We start from the raw sequence: 18536 nt of genomic DNA on the forward strand, positions 1-18536 counted from the left end.
AGCCGTAATCACTTCGTTCTCATCGGCTGGGATGCCTTAATAAGCAAGTTAAGATGAAACCAAAAACAGATAAAGAGAGAAGAAACAAGGGAAATAATAAGACCCGCATTCTTCGGATACGTTGTTCTGAAGAGGAACAACGAAAGATACAAAAGCGTGCAGAGCAATCGGGAAAGAAACTATCCGAATTCTCTCGTGAGATGCTTCTGACGGGAGAGGTCATNTCTGAAGAGGAACAACGAAAGATACAAAAGCGTGCAGAGCAATCGGGAAAGAAACTATCCGAATTCTCTCGTGAGATGCTTCTGACGGGAGAGGTCATCGCCATCCCGAAGTTGGAGGCAAACGAACAGGAAGCTGTTCGGATTTTGCAACGCATCTCCCATTTCTTTACTCATATTTCCAACTTGATTAAGACGAAGGATGCCTCTTGGGTAGTGATGACCAAGAATCTTTCGCTCGTCTCGTTGGAGGCTTTTAAGCGGTTTTATAATCCTCGCCATCGAGTTGTAGACGAGGTGTATGACATCTTAAAGATAGAGCGCAATGATCGCTAAGTGCAAAGCCATAGCACATGGTAAGGTAGCCTTGGACTATATTTTCAAGGAAGCGAAACTCAAGAACAGGCTCTTGTTTCAAGAGCTTTGTTCAGACACACCACGAGGGATATACGAAGAGATGTGTTTATTGAGTGATTACAATAGTCGTTGTCGCAATAAGTTCTTGAGAATTGAAATCGGCATTGCGCCCGCAGATGAGGCAAAGATGAACGCTGTGAAGCTCCGACATCTGGTGTCTGAATTTATACAAATCATGGGATTGGAAAGGCATCAAGTTGTTGCCGTTACGCACAAGGATACGGACAATCTGCACATTCATATCATCGCCAATCGAATCAGTATGGATAGAGTTGTCTATGATACGACCTTTGTGAGCAATCGGGCTGCACGAGTCGCGGAAGAGTTGAGTCGCAAGCACGGTCTAATCATTGCCAATAAGATACGGGCAGAGAAACGGTATCAAAAGCCGAAAGCCAATCAGACACGGGAGGCGAGCAAGGATAAACTGCGTACAATGGCTTACGGACTGTTGGGAAAGTATGCAAATGGCGGACTGAATGGCTACGCTTCCTTTCGATATGAATTGAGACGACAAGGAGTAACCGTTGAACAGATGATAAACAAGAAAGGGGGAATATATGGTCTGAAGTTTCTTTTTGAGGGGCAGACTTTCAAGGCTTCGGAGATAGGACGAGAGTTCGGATACAACTCACTGTTGAAACAATTCGGACTCTCCTATGCCACTCCCTATCACTCTTCAGTTCCGATTTATCAGCCGAAAGAAGTTGTACAGGAAGAAAAGCTACAACCAGTACCAAGCCTTGAACCAAGCCTTGTTGAAAGCGTGGTAGATGTTGCAGAAGGGATTGCATCAGGAGTTGGCAGTGCGCTGGATTTCCAAGTCCATGGAGAGGATTATGCTGAGACCGCTTTTCAGCGAAGACTGCGCCACGAAGCTAACAAGAAAAAGAAACGGGGACGAGGAATGTAGGAACAGAGACTTCCCTTCCCAAAAGAAAGTCATGACGGAACGCTCTCTTTCTCACGCAAAAGAGTATCTTTGTTGAAGATAAAGTGAGCGTTCTTTGTTAGTACAAACCCGAGCAACAAAAAGCACCTCGCTCATTGCCAAATCGTTACCTATCTACTGCTCTCTCGTCGGTAACACACTATTCTTCAATAAGATAGTTCTATCTCAATTTTTCGGTAAGAAAAAATATTTTCGTAGGTAAGGAAAAAAATTTTCGTAGGTAAGGAAAAAAAATTTCGTGGCCAAGAAAAAAAATTTTTGTGGCCAAGAAAAAATATTTGCGTGCGGACAGAAAAATATCTGTGTGCGGACAGAAAAATATCTGCGTACACAGAAAAAGTATTTTCTTTAGCATAAGAGTCGCGGCTTTATAGGCGCAAAAACATATTTTTGTGAGTGAAAAAATAATTTTTTATCATCATGAAAAATATTTTTTATGCTAAAGAGCATATTTTTGTCTGCGCACAAAAAAATCTTTCTGTACCAAAGAAAGGAGATTTTTGTCCGAAAAGGAGAAAATTTTTGTGCGAAAAAGAGGGAATTTTTGTCCGAAAAAGAGAAAATTTTTGTGCGAAAGGAAATAAAATTTCATGCGGACGGAAATTTTCCCCGAAAAGGGTCGGGAGGAGACCGCTTGGGTTGCCGCAAGTGGGGTAGGTGGCTTGGCGTTGCGGAGATATGAAAATGGCAGCCTGCACTTGGAGGTGCAGGCTGCCATCGGATGTCATAAAGCGGTGAGGATGTCAGGCTTCGGGAAGATCTTTGAGCGGCTTGATGTCCAGCTTCACCGGCTTGATCATGTTTTCCGGAGCAAGGATCGTGTCAAGATCTTCTTTGGTGAGGATGCCCATTTCGAGCACAAGCTCGTAGACGCCACGACCCGTTTCGGCTGCTTTCTTGGCAATCTTGGTGGAGTTTTTGTAGCCTATGATCGGGTTGAGTGCGGTAACGATGCCCATGCTGTTGTGGATGTGAGCGAGACACTTTTCGCGGTTGGCTTTCATGTCTCTGATGCAGAAGTCGCGCATGGTGTCCATCCCCCGCATGAGGTAGTGCCCGCTCTCGAAGGCGCATTGTGCCATGACGGGTTCCATCGCATTCAGCTCGAGCTGGGCGGCTTCCCCTGCCATGGTTACGCAGACGTCGTTGCCGATCACTTTGTAGCAGATCTGCGACATCACTTCGGGTATGACGGGGTTCACCTTGCCGGGCATGATGGAGGAGCCGGGCTGGCGTGCGGGGACATCGAGTTCGCCAAGTCCGCAACGAGGACCGGATCCCATCAGGCGGATGTCGTTGGCTATCTTGCTGAGCTTGACGGCAAGGCGTTTCATCGCTTGCGAGTAGCCGATGATGTGCGAGGTGTCGGAGGTGGCACCTACCAAGTGGTGTGCAAGCTTTATGTCCCATCCGGTGATCTCGCGAAGGGCTTCGACGCACAGCTCGGCATAGCCCGGCTCGGAACAGATACCCGTTCCTATCGCCGTTGCTCCCATATTGACGGTGAGGAGCTGTCCGGCCGCATGGTCGAGGTTGGCGATCTCTTCTTCGAGGATGGATGCAAAGCCGCCGAAGGTTTGTCCCATCGTCATCGGCACGGCATCTTCAAGCTGGGTGCGTCCCATCTTGAGCACGTCGGCAAACTCACGGCTCTTCTCTTGCAAGGAGGCTATGTAGCTTTTGAGGTGCTCGATGAGGCGGAGGTGCATGGAGTAGATGCCGAGGTGAATGGCGGTGGGGAAAGCATCATTGGTGCTTTGGGAGGCGTTGACGTGGTCGTTGGGAGAGCAGTATTTGTACTCTCCTCTGCGGTGTCCCATGATTTCCAATGCTCTGTTGGCTATCACCTCATTGGCGTTCATGTTGGTAGATGTGCCGGCTCCTCCCTGTATCATGTCTATGGGGAAGGCTTCGGTGTGCTTGCCGTCGAGGATCTCTCTGCACGCCTGCATGATGGCGTCAAACTGCTGCTGGGTGATGATGCCTTGCTTGACATTTGCCATGGCAGCTCCCATCTTTGTGTAGGCAAGACCTTTGAGGAGGTCGGGTGTCTCGTTGAGACGGAAGGTGGAGATGTTGAAGTTTTCTATCGCACGGAGTGTCTGTACACCGTAGAGGTGTTTCTCTTCGATCTCTCTTGAGCCTAAAAGGTCGGACTCTATTCTGGTTTTCTTTGTATCAGCCATGATGAATCCCTCCCTTATTGTTCTTCTTCCAAAGAGTGTATAACAAGTCCGGAACGGAGCTTCGGCTCGAACCACGTAGTCTTCGGAGGCATGATGTTGCCGGTGTCCGCAATGTCTATGAGCTGCTGCATGGATACGGGATAGAGCGCAAGAGCCACTACCATCTCGCCGCTGTCTACGCGTTTTTTCAGCTCTCCGAGTCCGCGGATACCGCCCACGAAGTCTATCCTCTTGCTGGTGCGGAGGTCGTCTATACCAAGAATGTCTCTCAGAATAAGGTCGGAAGAGATCGTAACATCGAGCACACCGATGGGATCGTTGTCGTTATATGTGCCGGGCTTTGCAGTAAGCGAGTACCACTTTCCTCCCAAGTACATGGAGAAGTTGTGCAGTGCGGCAGGCTTGTAGATCTCTGTGCCTTTCTCTTCCACAACGAAGTGTTCGCCAATCTTTGCGAGGAACTGCTCCGGAGTGAGGCCGTTGAGGTCTTTTACCACACGGTTATAGTCGATGATGGTAAGGTGAGAAGCCGGGAAGCAGACCGCCATGAAGAAGTTGTACTCTTCGTCTCCTGTGTGGTTCGGGTTCTGCTTAGCCTTTTCTGCTCCCACAAGTGCAGCCGCTGCCGATCTGTGGTGTCCGTCTGCGATGTAAAGGGCAGGCATCTTCGCAAATGCTTCTGTGATGGTCTCGATGTCTTTCGCATCGTCCACGATCCAGAAGTGGTGTCCGAATCCGTCAAGGCTTGCCACGAAATCATACTCCGGTGTCTTGGCGGAGTACTTGTCCAATATCGCTTGAAGCTCCGCATTATCGGGGAAGGTGAAGAATACCGGCTCGATGTTCGCGTTGTTTACTCTTACGTGCTTCATGCGGTCTTCTTCTTTGTCTTTGCGGGTAAGCTCGTGCTTTTTGATCTTACCGCTCATATAGTCGTCTACGTGTGCACCAACGACAAAGCCATATTGAGTCTTACCGTTCATCGTTTGAGCGTAGATGTAGTACATAGGCTTTTCATCTTTCACAAGCCATCCGTTCTTTTGGAACAGGTTGAAGTTTTCAGCGGCTTTGTTGTAGACTTTCTCTTCATGCTCGTCTGTACCGATAGGGAAGTCTATCTCCGGACGGATGATGCGGTAAAGAGACTTTTCGTTACCGGCAGCTTCTGCACGCGCTTCATCGCTATTGAGTACGTCGTAAGGGCGAGATACCACTTCTTCGACCATTGATTTTGGAGGTCTGATGCCTTTGAAAGGTCTTATTCTTGCCATAATATCTTGATGTTTTTGTATTGTTTGCTTTAACGGGGAGAGATAGAAGCCACCATGGGGTCGCTTCTATCTCTTCTCTTTATAATATATGTACCGTAAGATATAGGATATAATCTTACTTGTTCACTCTGAATGGAGCTTCTCCCGTAGCGAGGAACTTCACGATTTGGTTCGCTGCAGCTATACCGGCATTGTTATTGGCCTCTGCTGTTTGTGCACCCATCTTTTTAGGTGTTGTGAAGTATTGGCTTTCAAACTTCATGAACTCTTCGTGACGATCCGGGCAGATGTCTGTGATGTACTTGAAGTCCGGACGCTCGGCAAGGATCTTTAGAAGATCTTCTTCGTGGATCACCTCTTTACGTGCGCTGTTCACAAGCATGGCATTCTTAGGCATACTCTTAAGAAGATCATAGTTGATGCTCTTCTTTGTCTCGGCTGTTGCAGGGATGTGAAGAGATACCACTTGACAGTTCTTATATAGATCTGCGGCAGAGTCCAAAGCTTTTATGCCATCTTTCTCTATCACTTCTTTCGGACAGAAAGCATCGAAAGCAGAGATCTCCATGCCAAAGCCTTTAGCTATACGAGCAACGTTACGACCCACATTGCCATAAGCATGTATACCGAGAGTCTTGCCCATAAGCTCTGTACCCGATGCACCGTTGAACTTGTTACGAACAGCGTACACCATCATACCCATTACAAGCTCAGCCACAGCGTTGGAGTTTTGTCCCGGAGTATTCATCACGCAGATGTTGCGTTCTGTTGCCGCTGCACAGTCTACGTTATCGAATCCGGCACCTGCACGTACCACTGTCTTCAAGTTTGGTGCAGCATCCATCACTTCGCTATCTATGACATCACTGCGGATGATGATAGCAGCAACATCTTTCACTGCGTTTAAGAGTTCTTGCTTTGAGGCATACTTTTCCAGTACAACAGGCTCCAAACCATTCTCTTTAAGGATACCTACGATACGGTCTCTTGCAGCTGCTGCAAAAGGTTTTTCTGTTGCAATAAGTACTTTATTCATTGCTTTATCCATTTTGATGGGTTAGATTTTAGCTTCAAAAGCCTTCATGGCATCCACGAGAGCCTTCACACTTTCAAGAGGAAGAGCATTGTAAAGAGAAGCACGGAAGCCTCCCACAGAGCGGTGTCCCTTGATACCGGACATACCTCTTTCAGTTGCAAACTTTTGGAATTCTGCTTCAAGCTCTTTGTATTCGTCCTTCATCACGAAGCAAACGTTCATAAGCGATCTGTCGCATTCTCTTACAGTGCCGCGGAAGATCTTGGAGCTGTCTATCGCATTGTACAGAACGGCTGCTTTTTCTTCGCACATCTTTTGCATTCCTTTCACTCCACCCATTTCTTTGTACCACTTAAGGGTTTGAAGAGCAACATAGATAGGGAATACAGGAGGAGTATTGAACATAGACTCTTTGTCCACGTGAGTCTTATAGTTAAGCATTGTAGGAAGAGGTCTGTCCACCTTGCCAAGAGCATCAAGCTTAACCACTGCGAATGTTACACCTGCAGGAGCAAGATTCTTTTGAGCACCACCATAGATAAGGTCATACTTAGACACATCCACCGGACGAGAGAAGATGTCGGAAGACATATCCGCAATAAGAGGTACATTTACATCAAGGTCTTTGTGTAGCTGTGTACCGTAGATAGTATTGTTGGAAGTAACGTGGAAGTAATCTACGTCAGAAGGTACGGTGTAGTCCTTACCAAGTTCAGGGTACCAAGTATAAGTATCGGCCTTAGAGCTTGCAAGCACTTCGACATCGCCCACAAGTTTTGCTTCCTTGATGGCGTTGCTTGCCCATGTACCTGTATCGATATAAGCAGCCTTTGTCTTCAAGAAGTTGAGAGGAGCCATGTAGAACTGCAAGCTTGCACCGCCACCAAGGAATACTACATCGTATCCTGCCGGAGCTTCGATAAGTTCAAGGAACAGCTTGCGGCACTCTTCTATTACGGCAGTAAACTGTTTGCCACGGTGAGATACCTCGATAAGAGACAAACCTGTGTCTGCAAAAGATCTTACTGCTTCTGCTGCATTCTCAATCACCTTCTCGTTCAAGATAGAAGGACCTGCTGAAAAGTTGTGAATTTTCATAACGTTTTGTTTGTGTTATAAGTTTGTAAATGAATTATTGTTTTCTCTGTCAGATCTCAGTTAGTGGGTTGTTGAGCCACGAGACGTTGCTCATTAGCATTAGATCCCGGTGTCCAAAAAGGTCCGGCTTGTTCCACTTCGGGCGGAGCATAGCTGTCTTTATGAAATCCTCCCTCATAGGCATGCGGATAGTGATAACCCTTACCATACCCTATCTCTTTCATCAGAGCCGTGGGGGCATTCCTCAGATGCATCGGCACCGGATGCGGTTCATGTGTGCGAACATACTCCAAGGCATTGTCTATTGCAACGTATGCGCTGTTGCTTTTGGGGCTTGTCGCAAGATATATGGTCGCTTCTGCCAGAGGGATTCTACCTTCGGGCCATCCTATCCTTTCCACTGCATCAAAAGCCGACTGTGCTATGAGCAGAGCGTTCGGATTCGCCAATCCTATATCTTCAGCGGCTGCAATCACCAGTCTGCGAGCTATAAAGCGAGGATCTTCACCCCCTTCTATCATCCGTGCAAGCCAGTAGAGAGCAGCATTCGGAGCACTCCCTCTGATGCTTTTGATGTATGCGGAGATAATGTCGTAGTGCAGCTCTCCTCCCTTATCGTAGGCTGCTGGATTCTGTTGCAGATAAGAGGTAACGCGGTTATTGTCTATGACGATGACCTCATCCTCTTTCATCCCCGGCATGGTAGTAAAAAGCTCCAGAATATTCAAGAGCTTCCGTCCGTCTCCGGCGGCATAGGTGTGCAGGGCATCCCTTTCCCGTATATCGAAAGTGTGTTTTGCCATCTCCTTATCCTTGGTGATGGCTATATCTATGAGAGCATCCATGTCCTCTTTACCAAGAGGTTCCATGACAAACACCCTGCATCTGCTCAGCAGAGGTCTTATCACTTCAAACGAAGGATTCTCGGTAGTGGCTCCGATAAGTGTGATCACACCGGTCTCCACCGCATGGAGCAGGGAGTCTTGCTGGCTTTTGCTGAAGCGGTGTATCTCATCTATGAACAGTATGGGAGTGCCTTTGGAAAAAAGGCCTCCGCTCTGACGCGCACGCTCTACCACCTCCCGTACATCCTTCACGCCTGAAGAGGTTGCACTGAGTGTGTAGAAAGGCAGCCCCAATTCGTTTGCAACAATATTAGCCAAGGTTGTCTTACCCACTCCGGGAGGTCCCCACAAAATAAATGAACGAAGACAACGCGCCTCCAACATCTCTTTTATAGGAGATCCCGGGGCTACAAGATGCTTCTGACCGACGTAGTCTTGCAGGTTTTTTGGACGGAGTCGCTCCGCCAAGGGGGCATTTGTCATGTGGTCTTCGTCTTTAGGTAGTACGAATATAGGGGTTATTTTGATAATGCCCAAATTTTGTTTCATTTTGCGCTTTTTTGTCTCGAAGCCTCTTCGTAACACAGCTAATACAGAGGAATTGATAAGGAGAAGACAGACCCCGAAACACCCCTTTTTTGTTCCCGTTTTCACGCTCTCTTTTATCCGTTTTGCAACCGCTTTTAGAATAAAAAACAGAGACACGGAACAGCTTTGCGAAAAAGTCCTGTGGTTATACAGCTATCTCTTTCAGGATTAACATTTTTGTAACCATATCTTAGAGACTTTTTAATTTCATTGCCCTAACTTTGCGACGTGATCGAGGAAAAATAAAACCAATAACTAAGATGAAAAAGATTTCTATTTTACTTGCCTGTTTGTCTCTATACTCCGTGAGTATGGCGCAGCAAGAAACGGAGCAGTCTCGCATAGCGAAAGTCGAACAAAAGATGCAGGAGCAGGAAGAAGCTCTTACACTTTTGAAGAAGCTGAAAGTAACAGGATATGTACAGACCCAATGGCAACACGGAGAGAAAGATGCCGCTCTAAAAGTGGGAGCCAAAAACGAACAGAAAGAAGATACATTCGATCGCATCGGAATACGTCGCGGTCGCATCAAGTTTGCATACGATACCGGGCTTACCTCTTCAGTATTTCAGCTCGATATTACGGAAAAGGGTGTCGGGGTCAAGGATGCTTATCTCAATCTCAAAGATCCTTGGATGAAGAGCAGCTCGTTGCGCTTCGGGGTTTTCGACCGTCCGTTTGGGGATGAGATCGGATACTCTTCCGCAAGGAGAGAGTCCCCGGAACGTTCGCTGATATTCAATACTCTCTTCCCGGACGGACGAGATTTGGGAGCCATGCTTACCCTGCAAGCTCCGAAGGGTTCTCCGCTTAGTTTCTTGAAGTTGGACGCCGGACTTTTTGCCGGGAATGGTCTTAAGCAGGAGACGGATAGCCGAAAAGACTTTATCGGACACCTCTCCATGACGAAAGATTTAGGCGATAACCTCCGTGTGGGATTAGGGGTATCCTACTACAATGGAGGTGTTTATCAAGGAACGGATAAGGTGTACACCTTTAAGAATGGAGCTTTTGAGCTGAATCAAAACAACGCTAACAAAGGCAGATTTGCCAAGCGCGAATATTATGGTGTGGATGGTCAGTTTCTCCTGCTTTCTCCACTCGGGATGACGCATTTGCGTGCAGAGTATCTCATGGGAACACAGCCGGGATCGGCGTTAAGCTCGCAAAGTCCCAACGCCTCGACACTTCCAAGCCACGACACATTCATTAGAACATTCAGGGGCGGATACGCCGTGCTGGTACAGGATTTTGGTTCATTGCCTCTGTCGGCTGTGTTAAAGTACGAATGGTATGACCCTAACACCCGAATCTCCGGCAACGAAATAGGAAAAGGTAACAGCAGTCGGGCAGATCTTGCTTACACCACCTTTGGAGCCGGTCTGCTTTGGAAGATCACCGGCAATATCCGTATGCAGGCTCACTACGATATGGTGAGCAACGAAGTGAGCAGTGCCCTCGCCGGATACGAAAAGGATAGAAAAGACAACGTCTTTACGCTCAGACTGCAATATAGGTTTTGATACCTGAGGGTCTTACGACTCTCGGTTTCATGCTCGAACATCGGCAGCATACATTCCGTATGCTGCCGATGTTTTTTATTCCCTCTTCTGAAACTTGGTGTAAACCTCTTTATAAGTTTTGTTCATCCCGTTCACATCTTTCTCCAAACGGCTTCGGAAACATCTTTCAAGGCTTGCCGTGCAGAAATCACGCTTTGAGGTGTGGAAATCAAGGCTCGGTTTTTGCAAATCAAGCCCCGATTTGGAATATCATAAACGTTCAAAGCGACTTTTTAATCTGTTTAGGAGAAGATATAAACCGGTTCAAATCTGTTTGTGATCGGTCTTTTAACCACAGCCGAACGGCTTCCGTTTTTTTCTCTTTACTTCACTCCGAACGGCTTAACCAAAATGTAACAGAAAGGCAGATGGTGCGTAACATCCGTTCGGTAGTTTTGCAGTGGAAACAGTGATATATATACAAATTCAAAAAACAGAGAGACATGAAAAAAACAATCTTAGCATCTCTTGCGCTTTTAGCGTTTTCATGGAGTGCCAATGCTCAACGAGTAAAAGGATCGGACACGGTACTTCCCCTATCCCAAAAGATAGCGGAACAATATATGAAGCAAAACAGATCTGCCACAATATCTGTAACCGGTGGAGGTAGCGGTGTGGGTATATCCGCTCTTCTTGCCGGTACTACGGAGATAGCACAAGCATCACGCAGGATTAAGTTTGATGAAAAACAAAAACTTCAAGAAGGGGGTAAGAGTGCAAAGGAGGTAATTATCGCTTATGATGCGCTTGCGGTGGTTGTTCATCCGGGCAACAGGGTAGACAGGCTCACTCGTGAACAGCTCGAAGGGATATTTACCGGAAAGATTAAAAACTGGAAAGAGGTCGGCGGAGAAGATCTGAAGATCGTGCCATACTCTCGTGAGACATCCTCCGGTACTTATGAGTTTTTCAAAGAGAGCGTTCTGAAAAACAAAAACTACATGAACGGCATCATGAGTATGCCCGCTACGGGAGCCATCGTACAGTCTGTAAGCCAGACCAAAGGAGCTATCGGCTACATCGGGTTGGCTTATCTGAACAAGGATGTAAAGCCGGTTCGGATCTCCTACGACAAGGGCAAGACATTCACCGCTCCCACGGTAGCGAATGCCAAGAACAAGTCTTACCCAGTGGTGCGTCCGCTCTACTACTATTACGAAGCGAAGTCTACCACGGCATTGAAACCTTTTGTGGACTATGTGCTCTCTGCCGATGGACAGAAGATCGTATCCGAAGTGGGCTTCATCCCCGTAAAATAAGAGGCAAGATCGTATAGCTTACAGCATGAATATGAAGCAACTGAGACGATTTTTTGAGAAAGTAACAGAGACAATACTGGCTTTTAGCAGTGCTATCACAAGCATCGCTATTGTGCTGATAGTGGTCTTTCTCTTCAAAGAGGGGTTGGGGCTGTTCTCCTCGCCCTCTGTGGAGAAAGGGTATGCGCTTTATCTTCACTCGTCCAACGGCGTAAAGGATCTTTCCGTAACGGACATAAAGAATATTTTCGACTCCGAAGTGGTCTCCTGGGCAGAGTTGGGCGGTAGGGACGAAGAGATTATGATCTTCAGATTTGACGAAATATTTTCGCTCTATTCCGATGAAGAGCTGGGCGAAAACTACGAACATCTTCCAGACAAACTGGCTCAAGTGATCCGTGAGAACCCCAATATCATAGCTTTTCTTCCCGAAAAATATGCTCCCGTAAACGTGTCGGAGGTTAAAGCTCTACCCTATAAGAACATCTCTCTATCCGATTTCTTTGGCCGAAAAGAGTGGATGCCTACGGCAACTCCTGCGCCTCTGTTCGGTGTGCTACCGCTTTTGTTGGGAACGTTGCTCGTCAGTATCGTGGCTATTCTTATAGCTCTGCCTCTCGGACTTGGTGTGGCTATCTACCTTTCGGAGCTGGCAGGAGAACGAGTGCGAAAGCTTATGAAGCCGACCATAGAGCTGCTTGCCGGGATCCCTTCCGTAGTATATGGCTTCTTCGGATTGGTGGTTCTCGTTCCCATTGTACAGGATACGCTCAATCTTCCGGTGGGAGAAACCGCGCTTACGGGAAGCATCATCCTTGCCATTATGGCGCTTCCGACCATCATCACAGTGGCGGAAGATGCTCTGCGAAACACCCCCGGAGCGATGCGTGAAGCGAGTCTTGCTCTTGGGGCAACCCGCTGGCAGACCATCTACAAAGTGGTGGTGCCTTACTCTGTATCGGGGATCTCCGCTGCGGTGGTGCTTGGTATCGGACGCGCAATAGGAGAAACCATGGCGGTACTGATGGTTACGGGCAATGCGGCGGTAATGCCTGCCTCTCTGTTGGAGTCGGTACGAACTATTCCGGCAACCATTGCGGCAGAGCTGGGAGAAGCGCCTGCCGGAGGGGCACACTACCGGTCGCTCTTTTTGTTAGGCTCTATTCTGTTTGTCATCACCATGATTATCAGTGTGGCAGCCGAAGTAATATCCAAGAAACAACATAAAAGCGTATGAGAATGGATAAGAAACATACGGAGCGTATAGCTTTTTTGATATTCAGACTGTTGGGATTGCTGGTGGTCTTCACCCTATTTTGGATTCTCGGCTTTCTTGTTTACAACGGACTGGGAGTGATAAGCTGGGAGTTTCTGACCACTGCTCCTGCCGAGGGTATGACCGAAGGGGGCATCTTCCCGGCGATAGTGGGGACACTCTGTTTGGTGGTCGGGAGCATGATTTTCTCCTTTCCTCTCGGTGTGATGTCTGCGATATATACAACGGAGTATGCCGGAAACGGAATGGTGGTGAAGTTCATCCGGATCATGACCAATAACCTTAGCAGTATTCCTTCCATCGTATTCGGTCTGTTCGGAATGTCTCTGTTCGTGAACACTCTCGGTTTCGGAGACTCCATTTTGGCAGGATCGCTTACGCTCGGACTGCTGGTACTGCCTTTGGTTATCCGCACTACGGAAGAGGCACTCAAGGCTGTTCCGCACTCTTATCGCACCGGTAGCCTTGCTTTAGGGGCAAGCAAACTCCAAACGATATGGAAGATTGTGCTTCCGGCTGCATTTCCCAATATATCTACCGGTCTTATCCTCTCTATCGGAAGGGTGTCGGGAGAGACTGCGCCCATACTTTTTACGGTGGCTGCGTACTTTCTTCCCAAGCTCCCGACCGGGATATTCGATCAGGTCATGGCACTGCCGTACCACCTGTATGTGATAGCAACGAGCGGTACAGACCTTGAGGCTTCTCGCCCGATAGCTTATGGTACGGCTTTGGTGCTTATAGCGATAGTGGTGTGCATGAATCTCCTTGCCTCTTTCTTGAGAAAACATTTCGGGGCAAAAGTAAAAACCAACTAAAAGAAACAAGACAATAACGATGATTGAAGCAAAAAACATAGACTTTTTCTACGGAGACTTCCATGCCCTTAAAGGGATAAGCATGAAGATGGAATCCAATACCGTAACCGCTTTTATAGGACCTTCGGGGTGTGGTAAATCTACTTTTCTTCGCCTTTTCAACCGCATGAACGATCTGATAGACGATACTCGCCTCACCGGCGAATGCCTTATAGATGGGAAGAATATATACGATAAGTCTCTGTCCATAGACGAGTTGAGGAAGAATGTAGGCATGGTATTTCAGAAACCTAATCCGTTTCCGAAGTCTATCTTTGAGAATGTGGCGTATGGGCTGAGGGTAAACAGCATGGGAGATAAGAAGTTTATCGAACAGCGTGTAGAGGAGTCGCTCCGAGCTGCAGCCCTTTGGGACGAAGTGAAGGATAAACTCAAAAAGTCTGCCATGGAGCTATCGGGCGGACAGCAGCAGCGTCTCTGCATCGCAAGAGCCTTGGCGGTGTCGCCCTCTATCCTGCTTATGGATGAACCGGCATCGGCTTTGGACCCTATCTCTACCTCAAAAATCGAAGAGCTTATACACTCTCTGAAGAGAGAGTACACGATAGTGATCGTAACGCATAATATGCAACAAGCCGCACGGGTAAGCGATATGACCGGCTTCTTCATGCTGGGCAAGCTGATAGAGTACAGCGAGACAAAGAAGATGTTTCTAAGCCCTAAGGAACAGGCTACACAGAATTATATCACAGGGCGTTTTGGTTAAACAGAAAGAGAATAACAGCTATGAAACATACCGAACAGGAGATGCTCGCCCTGAAAGAGGAGGTGAGGCAGATGTGGAGACTGACACTGTCGCAGCTTGAAAAGGCTAAAGCGGCATTCTTAAACAGTAATATCGAGACCGCTCTGGAGGTTATGAGCAGGGAGAAAAGGTTGGATGCGTTCGACCTGAAGATAGATAGCGACTGCGAAAACTATATTGCTCTTTACAGTCCGGTCGCCATAGACCTTCGTCTTGTACTCTCTCTGATAAAGATCAGCAATACTCTCGAACGCATAGGAGACTTTGCGGTGGGTATCGCAAAGCATGTCATAGATAATGATTGCAGTGATGTGGCTCCGAAAATATTGGATGAACTGCAGGTGGAACAGATGTTTGACATTCTTATCGGAATGCTTAGCGACAGCTATGTGATACTGGAGTCCGAAAATACGAAGGTGTCCGGCAAAATCCTTGCTCAGGATGAGGCGGTGGATGCTATCTATCAGAACGCTCTGGAAAGCCTTGCAGAGGAGATTCGGAAAAGACCCGACTTTGCCCGTTGCGGTCTCAAGCTCTTCCTGCTGATACGTAAAATGGAAAGAATAGGCGATCATTGCAGCAATATTGTCGAGGAACTCGTTTTCTATGTAGATGCAAAGGTGCTGAAACATAGCGGTCAAAGATTCTCGGAGGAGTGATACAATCCGGTTTGTATAGCGGAAAAAGGCTAACTTTGAAAGGAGAAAAAAGTTGTTTATGACAGAGAAAATACTCGTAGTGGATGACGATAGAGACATCTGCGACATCCTTGAATTTAACATCAAAAGTGAAGGCTTTGGCGTGGAATGCGCTTACTCGGCAGAGGAGGCTCTGGAAAAGCTCGCCGACGGGAGCTGTTCGCTGATCCTTCTGGATGTGATGATGGGAGGGATGTCCGGCTTTAAGATGGCAGAGAAGCTACGCTCCGAAGGCAATCCTATCCCTATCATATTCCTCACCGCAAAGGATACGGAGAACGATATGCTTACGGGTTTTTCTGTCGGTGGCGATGATTATATCTCCAAGCCATTCTCCATAAAGGAGGTGATAGCCCGCATAAAAGCAGTCTTCAAACGCACCAAGACGAAACCGGAAGCGACGGTTACGCAGAAGAATAAACTCTCTTTCGACCGGCTTGTAATAGATCTCGCCACAAAAGAGGTCTCTATCGAGGGCGAAGCGGTATCGCTAACCAAGACGGAGTTTGAGATATTGGCTCTATTGGCGCAAAAGCCTGACAGACTCTTCTCAAGGGAGGATATCATAGATACTGTATGGCATGAAATGACTTACGTAACGGAGCGAACGGTGGATGTGCATATCACCCGGCTGAGAAAGAAGCTGGGAAAATATGGTGCCGTAATAGTGAATCGCTCCGGGTATGGATACCGATTTAATACCGGAGTTGTCTTATGAAACTGACCTATAAACAGCGTCTGTTCTTCTACATATCCGTTCTTTTTCTTCTCTTTTCTGCGGGAGTGATTCTCTTTGAGCAGGCACGAGACCGGAAGTTTAGAACGGAAGCGATGCAGGAGAGACTGCGTACCTACACGGAAGTAGTCAATTCAGCCCTTGTGGCGGATGGCAACAGCGATCTTCGCCGGCTCGATTCGCTGCTTGCTCTTTTCCCTCAAACCATTCGTCTCAGCCTGATAGACTCGGAGGGGACTCTCTTTTACGACAACTCCTTTACAGATCTCTCCACACTGACAAACCACCTTTCCCGACCGGAGATAGCGCAGGCAAAAGAGAAAGGAACAGGTACGGATCTCCGCACTTCTGCCTCTAACAGCCGGAAGTATCTCTACTACGCCAAAAGGTTTGGCGATAGATACATCAGAGTGGCACTGCCTTACGACATCGAGGTGGAGCAGTTCATGCAGGCGGATCACACCTTTTTCTACTTTGTGTTGCTGCTTTTTGTCGTTACCCTTGTGGGGGTCAATATGGTGAGTAATCGCTTTGGGGCATCCATCCGTCGCCTAAGAGACTTCATGACGGAAAGCGATAAAGGTGCCGCTCCAAAGCTCAACTTCCCGGATGATGAACTTGGAGAGATCGGTAGTAAGATAACGGAAAACTACCGCCAACTGAGAGAGAGAAAGGAGATAATAGATTTGGAACGAAGTCGACTGCTTCAACACGTTTACAGTTCAAAGGAAGGGATATGCTTTTTTACCCCTGCCAGGAAAGTGCAATTCTTTAACGGACTTTTCATCCAATACCTCAACATCCTGACGGATGAACCTACGGGCGAACCATCCATCCTGTTTACGGCTCCGGAGTTTGCCGGAATGCAGAGCTTCCTGAATGAGAATCTTTCCGAAAACTACTTTGAACAGAAGCTCTCAAAACAGGGTAAAAGCTTTGCTCTGCGCCTTAACAGATTTGATGATGAAGGCTTTGAAGTGATACTGAATGACATAACCAAACAGGAGAAGACACGGCAATTGAAGCAGGAGATGACCGCAAACATCGCTCACGAACTGCGTACTCCCGTTACAAGCATTCGGGGTTATCTGGAAACGGTAATGGAGCAAAACCCGAACGAGGAGAGGAGACACTACTTTATCTCTCGCGCTTTTGGGCAGGCGATGGTGCTGTCCGAACTGATTCAGGACATCAGTCTGATCACCAAAATGGAGGAAGCACCGCAGCTCTTCAAGCAGGAAGAGGTGGATCTCAATCTCTTGTTGGAGAGGCTGCAGAGCGATTTGGCTTCTGCTCTGGAGCAGAAAAGAATGTCGGTGAAGCTGCTTTTGCCGGGAAAAATCTCCGTCTACGGCTCTCGAAATCTCCTCTATTCCATCTTCCGAAACCTGACCGATAATGCCATCAACTACGCAGGAGAAGAGACCACGATTATCATTTCTCTCTACAATGAGGACGATCGCTTCTACTACTTTTCGTTTTCGGACAATGGCTGCGGCATATCCAACGAAGAGCATCTTCCTCGTCTCTTCGATCGTTTTTACCGTATATCGGAGGGGCGAACACGAGATACGGGAGGCTCCGGACTCGGTCTCTCGATCGTGAAGAACGCCATAGCATTTCACAAAGGAAGTATCACGGTGAAGAACAGAAAAGGAGGCGGACTGGAGTTTCTCTTCCAGCTGCAAAAATAAATCCCTCCCGTAAGTTGCTTACTCCTCTTTTGCTGCTCTTACAATCTTCATCAGCTTGCTTCCCATACAGCTACTGATGTCTGTGGTAACAAACTTACCATTCCAATAGAGCGAGAATATGGTGGCAGGAGAAGGGGCGTCTTGTGCTTCTTGAAGGGTGTCGAGCTTGACGATTTTCAACGGTATGCCCTCCTTTCTTGCCTCTTCTGCCAATACCGTAGCCACATAATACTCGGTGAAAGGACAGCGATTGCTGTAATAGGCAACCAGTCCGGTGCGTTCGTCATCCGGTAATCCTCTCTTTACAGACTCCTTGAAGCAAGGATCGGGAGCGGTATCATCTGTTTTCAAGACAAGGAGAGAGAAACCCTCCGGAAGTGTCTGCACGGTCTTAAAGCCCTGCTTGAGCAACCACTTTGTATCGCTCATGAAGTGATACTTTTTAGTTCCGACCACCGTTACCAATCCGTATTTGCCTTGCTTTCTTGCGTCATCTATTGCGGACTGAAGGAGTCTTTTGGCGTGTCCCTGCCCTTTGTACTGCCCCGATACCCACAGACAGTTTACCATGAGGTAGTTTTCTGCACTCACGGGTAACCATGCTTGCTCGGCAGGCACATACTCTATAAACACTTTGGCTCTGGCGTCTAACTTTCTGAAGATATAGCCTCGTTCCAGCTCCTGTTCCAGCCACATCTTTTTCAGTCTGTACCCTTCTTCGCACTTCTTATCGGAAAACGCGCAACAGATGTGTTCGGTGGGGAGATTTTCTTTGGTGATCGTAATGTAAGATGCTTCCATTATTTTAATTTATTTATGCTGTTTGGGAGAGGAGGGGACGGCTCTGCAGAACGTGGAAACATATTTCGGATTTTACGAGACCGAAACAGGTCTTCACGGGATGATGTTCTGCAGAAGGTGGAAATATATTTCGGATTTTACCGCATATGATTTACTCTTTTCCCAAACTCTAAAAGTGATATTCTCCAATAAAGATAACCATTTTTCGTGGACGATCTTTTCTCTTTTTTACCCCATTTTTCGGGACTCTCGAAAGAGTGTTTTTATATATTC

Annotated in this window: 16 protein-coding genes; 10 read left to right on the forward strand and 6 right to left on the reverse strand. The window is 47.4% G+C overall.

All coding sequences use genetic code 11. The annotated features are described in order from the left end of the window. The first annotated feature begins 546 nt into the window (after window positions 1-546). Complete coding sequence (locus tag JT26_RS01990) at window positions 547-1551, forward strand: relaxase/mobilization nuclease domain-containing protein (RefSeq protein ID WP_036845512.1); 1005 nt, start codon at window positions 547-549, stop codon at window positions 1549-1551. A gap of 459 nt (window positions 1552-2010) precedes the next feature. Continuing rightward, a complete protein-coding gene (locus tag JT26_RS01995) occupies window positions 2011-2247 on the forward strand; it encodes a hypothetical protein (RefSeq protein WP_152566962.1) in 237 nt (78 codons plus the stop codon). A gap of 86 nt (window positions 2248-2333) precedes the next feature. On the opposite strand, the gene JT26_RS02000 is transcribed toward JT26_RS01995, so the two are convergent. The 5 genes from JT26_RS02000 to JT26_RS02020 all read right to left on the reverse strand — a co-directional run bounded on the left by JT26_RS02000 (window position 2334) and on the right by JT26_RS02020 (window position 8509). Next, window positions 2334-3776 (reverse strand): aspartate ammonia-lyase, encoded by a 1443-nt coding sequence (locus tag JT26_RS02000; protein ID WP_036791366.1) that lies wholly within the window; start codon window positions 3774-3776, stop codon window positions 2334-2336. Between the two features lie 14 nt (window positions 3777-3790). Further along, window positions 3791-5047, reverse strand: a complete 1257-nt coding sequence (locus JT26_RS02005) for a DUF1015 domain-containing protein (RefSeq protein ID WP_036845519.1) — start codon at window positions 5045-5047, stop codon at window positions 3791-3793. A 115-nt stretch (window positions 5048-5162) separates the two neighbouring features. Beyond that, window positions 5163-6083 (reverse strand): NAD(P)-dependent oxidoreductase, encoded by a 921-nt coding sequence (locus JT26_RS02010; protein WP_036792684.1) that lies wholly within the window; start codon window positions 6081-6083, stop codon window positions 5163-5165. A gap of 21 nt (window positions 6084-6104) precedes the next feature. Then, entirely contained in the window at window positions 6105-7181 is a 1077-nt protein-coding gene (serC, locus tag JT26_RS02015; protein WP_036791373.1) for a 3-phosphoserine/phosphohydroxythreonine transaminase, read from the reverse strand. 56 nt (window positions 7182-7237) lie between these two features. Further along, entirely contained in the window at window positions 7238-8509 is a 1272-nt protein-coding gene (locus tag JT26_RS02020) for a replication-associated recombination protein A (RefSeq protein ID WP_036846281.1), read from the reverse strand. A 365-nt stretch (window positions 8510-8874) separates the two neighbouring features. Between JT26_RS02020 and JT26_RS02025 the strand changes: the two genes are divergently transcribed. The 8 genes from JT26_RS02025 (at window position 8875) to JT26_RS02065 (ending at window position 17462) form a co-directional block, all read left to right on the forward strand. Beyond that, on the forward strand, window positions 8875-10137 hold the full coding sequence (locus tag JT26_RS02025; RefSeq protein ID WP_036845522.1) for a hypothetical protein: 1263 nt from the start codon (window positions 8875-8877) through the stop codon (window positions 10135-10137). 482 nt (window positions 10138-10619) lie between these two features. Further along, on the forward strand, window positions 10620-11435 hold the full coding sequence (locus tag JT26_RS02035; protein ID WP_036845528.1) for a PstS family phosphate ABC transporter substrate-binding protein: 816 nt from the start codon (window positions 10620-10622) through the stop codon (window positions 11433-11435). 40 nt (window positions 11436-11475) lie between these two features. Continuing rightward, the gene (gene pstC, locus JT26_RS02040) at window positions 11476-12672 is read left to right on the forward strand and encodes a phosphate ABC transporter permease subunit PstC (protein WP_036792689.1); all 1197 of its coding nucleotides are present in this window, start codon (window positions 11476-11478) and stop codon (window positions 12670-12672) included. A 2-nt stretch (window positions 12673-12674) separates the two neighbouring features. Beyond that, window positions 12675-13529 (forward strand): phosphate ABC transporter permease PstA, encoded by an 855-nt coding sequence (gene pstA, locus JT26_RS02045; RefSeq protein ID WP_036845531.1) that lies wholly within the window; start codon window positions 12675-12677, stop codon window positions 13527-13529. A gap of 19 nt (window positions 13530-13548) precedes the next feature. Next, window positions 13549-14295: a phosphate ABC transporter ATP-binding protein PstB gene (pstB, locus tag JT26_RS02050; protein WP_036845534.1), complete on the forward strand. Its 747-nt coding sequence runs from the start codon at window positions 13549-13551 to the stop codon at window positions 14293-14295. 20 nt (window positions 14296-14315) lie between these two features. Beyond that, window positions 14316-14993 carry a phosphate signaling complex protein PhoU gene (gene phoU / locus JT26_RS02055; RefSeq protein WP_036845537.1) on the forward strand — a complete coding sequence of 226 codons (678 nt, stop codon included), beginning with the start codon at window positions 14316-14318 and terminating at the stop codon, window positions 14991-14993. Window positions 14994-15051: 58 nt separating this feature from the next. Next, window positions 15052-15750 (forward strand): response regulator transcription factor, encoded by a 699-nt coding sequence (locus JT26_RS02060; RefSeq protein ID WP_036845540.1) that lies wholly within the window; start codon window positions 15052-15054, stop codon window positions 15748-15750. Then, entirely contained in the window at window positions 15747-17462 is a 1716-nt protein-coding gene (locus tag JT26_RS02065) for a cell wall metabolism sensor histidine kinase WalK (protein ID WP_036845543.1), read from the forward strand. Before JT26_RS02060 ends, JT26_RS02065 begins: the two co-directional genes overlap by 4 nt. Before the next feature lie 18 nt (window positions 17463-17480). On the opposite strand, the gene JT26_RS02070 is transcribed toward JT26_RS02065, so the two are convergent. Further along, window positions 17481-18263 (reverse strand): N-acetyltransferase, encoded by a 783-nt coding sequence (locus JT26_RS02070; RefSeq protein WP_036845546.1) that lies wholly within the window; start codon window positions 18261-18263, stop codon window positions 17481-17483. Window positions 18264-18536: the final 273 nt, after the last annotated feature.

The organism is Porphyromonas sp. COT-108 OH1349 (genome assembly GCF_000768755.1).
Taxonomy (GTDB): Bacteria; Bacteroidota; Bacteroidia; order Bacteroidales; family Porphyromonadaceae; genus Porphyromonas_A; species Porphyromonas_A canoris.

Excerpts from the sequence above, each read along its gene's own strand:
- JT26_RS02005 (WP_036845519.1), bottom strand. The coding sequence starts at position 5,047 with ATGGCAAGAATAAGACCTTTCAAAGGCATCAGACCTCCAAAATCAATG.
- JT26_RS02035 (WP_036845528.1), top strand. The coding sequence starts at position 10,620 with ATGAAAAAAACAATCTTAGCATCTCTTGCGCTTTTAGCGTTTTCATGG.
- JT26_RS02065 (WP_036845543.1), top strand. The coding sequence starts at position 15,747 with ATGAAACTGACCTATAAACAGCGTCTGTTCTTCTACATATCCGTTCTT.
- JT26_RS02000 (WP_036791366.1), bottom strand. The coding sequence starts at position 3,776 with ATGGCTGATACAAAGAAAACCAGAATAGAGTCCGACCTTTTAGGCTCA.
- pstB (WP_036845534.1), top strand. The coding sequence starts at position 13,549 with ATGATTGAAGCAAAAAACATAGACTTTTTCTACGGAGACTTCCATGCC.
- JT26_RS02070 (WP_036845546.1), bottom strand. The coding sequence starts at position 18,263 with ATGGAAGCATCTTACATTACGATCACCAAAGAAAATCTCCCCACCGAA.
- JT26_RS02025 (WP_036845522.1), top strand. The coding sequence starts at position 8,875 with ATGAAAAAGATTTCTATTTTACTTGCCTGTTTGTCTCTATACTCCGTG.
- pstA (WP_036845531.1), top strand. The coding sequence starts at position 12,675 with ATGGATAAGAAACATACGGAGCGTATAGCTTTTTTGATATTCAGACTG.
- JT26_RS02010 (WP_036792684.1), bottom strand. The coding sequence starts at position 6,083 with ATGAATAAAGTACTTATTGCAACAGAAAAACCTTTTGCAGCAGCTGCA.
- JT26_RS01990 (WP_036845512.1), top strand. The coding sequence starts at position 547 with ATGATCGCTAAGTGCAAAGCCATAGCACATGGTAAGGTAGCCTTGGAC.
- phoU (WP_036845537.1), top strand. The coding sequence starts at position 14,316 with ATGAAACATACCGAACAGGAGATGCTCGCCCTGAAAGAGGAGGTGAGG.
- JT26_RS02060 (WP_036845540.1), top strand. The coding sequence starts at position 15,052 with ATGACAGAGAAAATACTCGTAGTGGATGACGATAGAGACATCTGCGAC.
- JT26_RS02020 (WP_036846281.1), bottom strand. The coding sequence starts at position 8,509 with ATGACAAATGCCCCCTTGGCGGAGCGACTCCGTCCAAAAAACCTGCAA.
- serC (WP_036791373.1), bottom strand. The coding sequence starts at position 7,181 with ATGAAAATTCACAACTTTTCAGCAGGTCCTTCTATCTTGAACGAGAAG.
- JT26_RS01995 (WP_152566962.1), top strand. The coding sequence starts at position 2,011 with ATGAAAAATATTTTTTATGCTAAAGAGCATATTTTTGTCTGCGCACAA.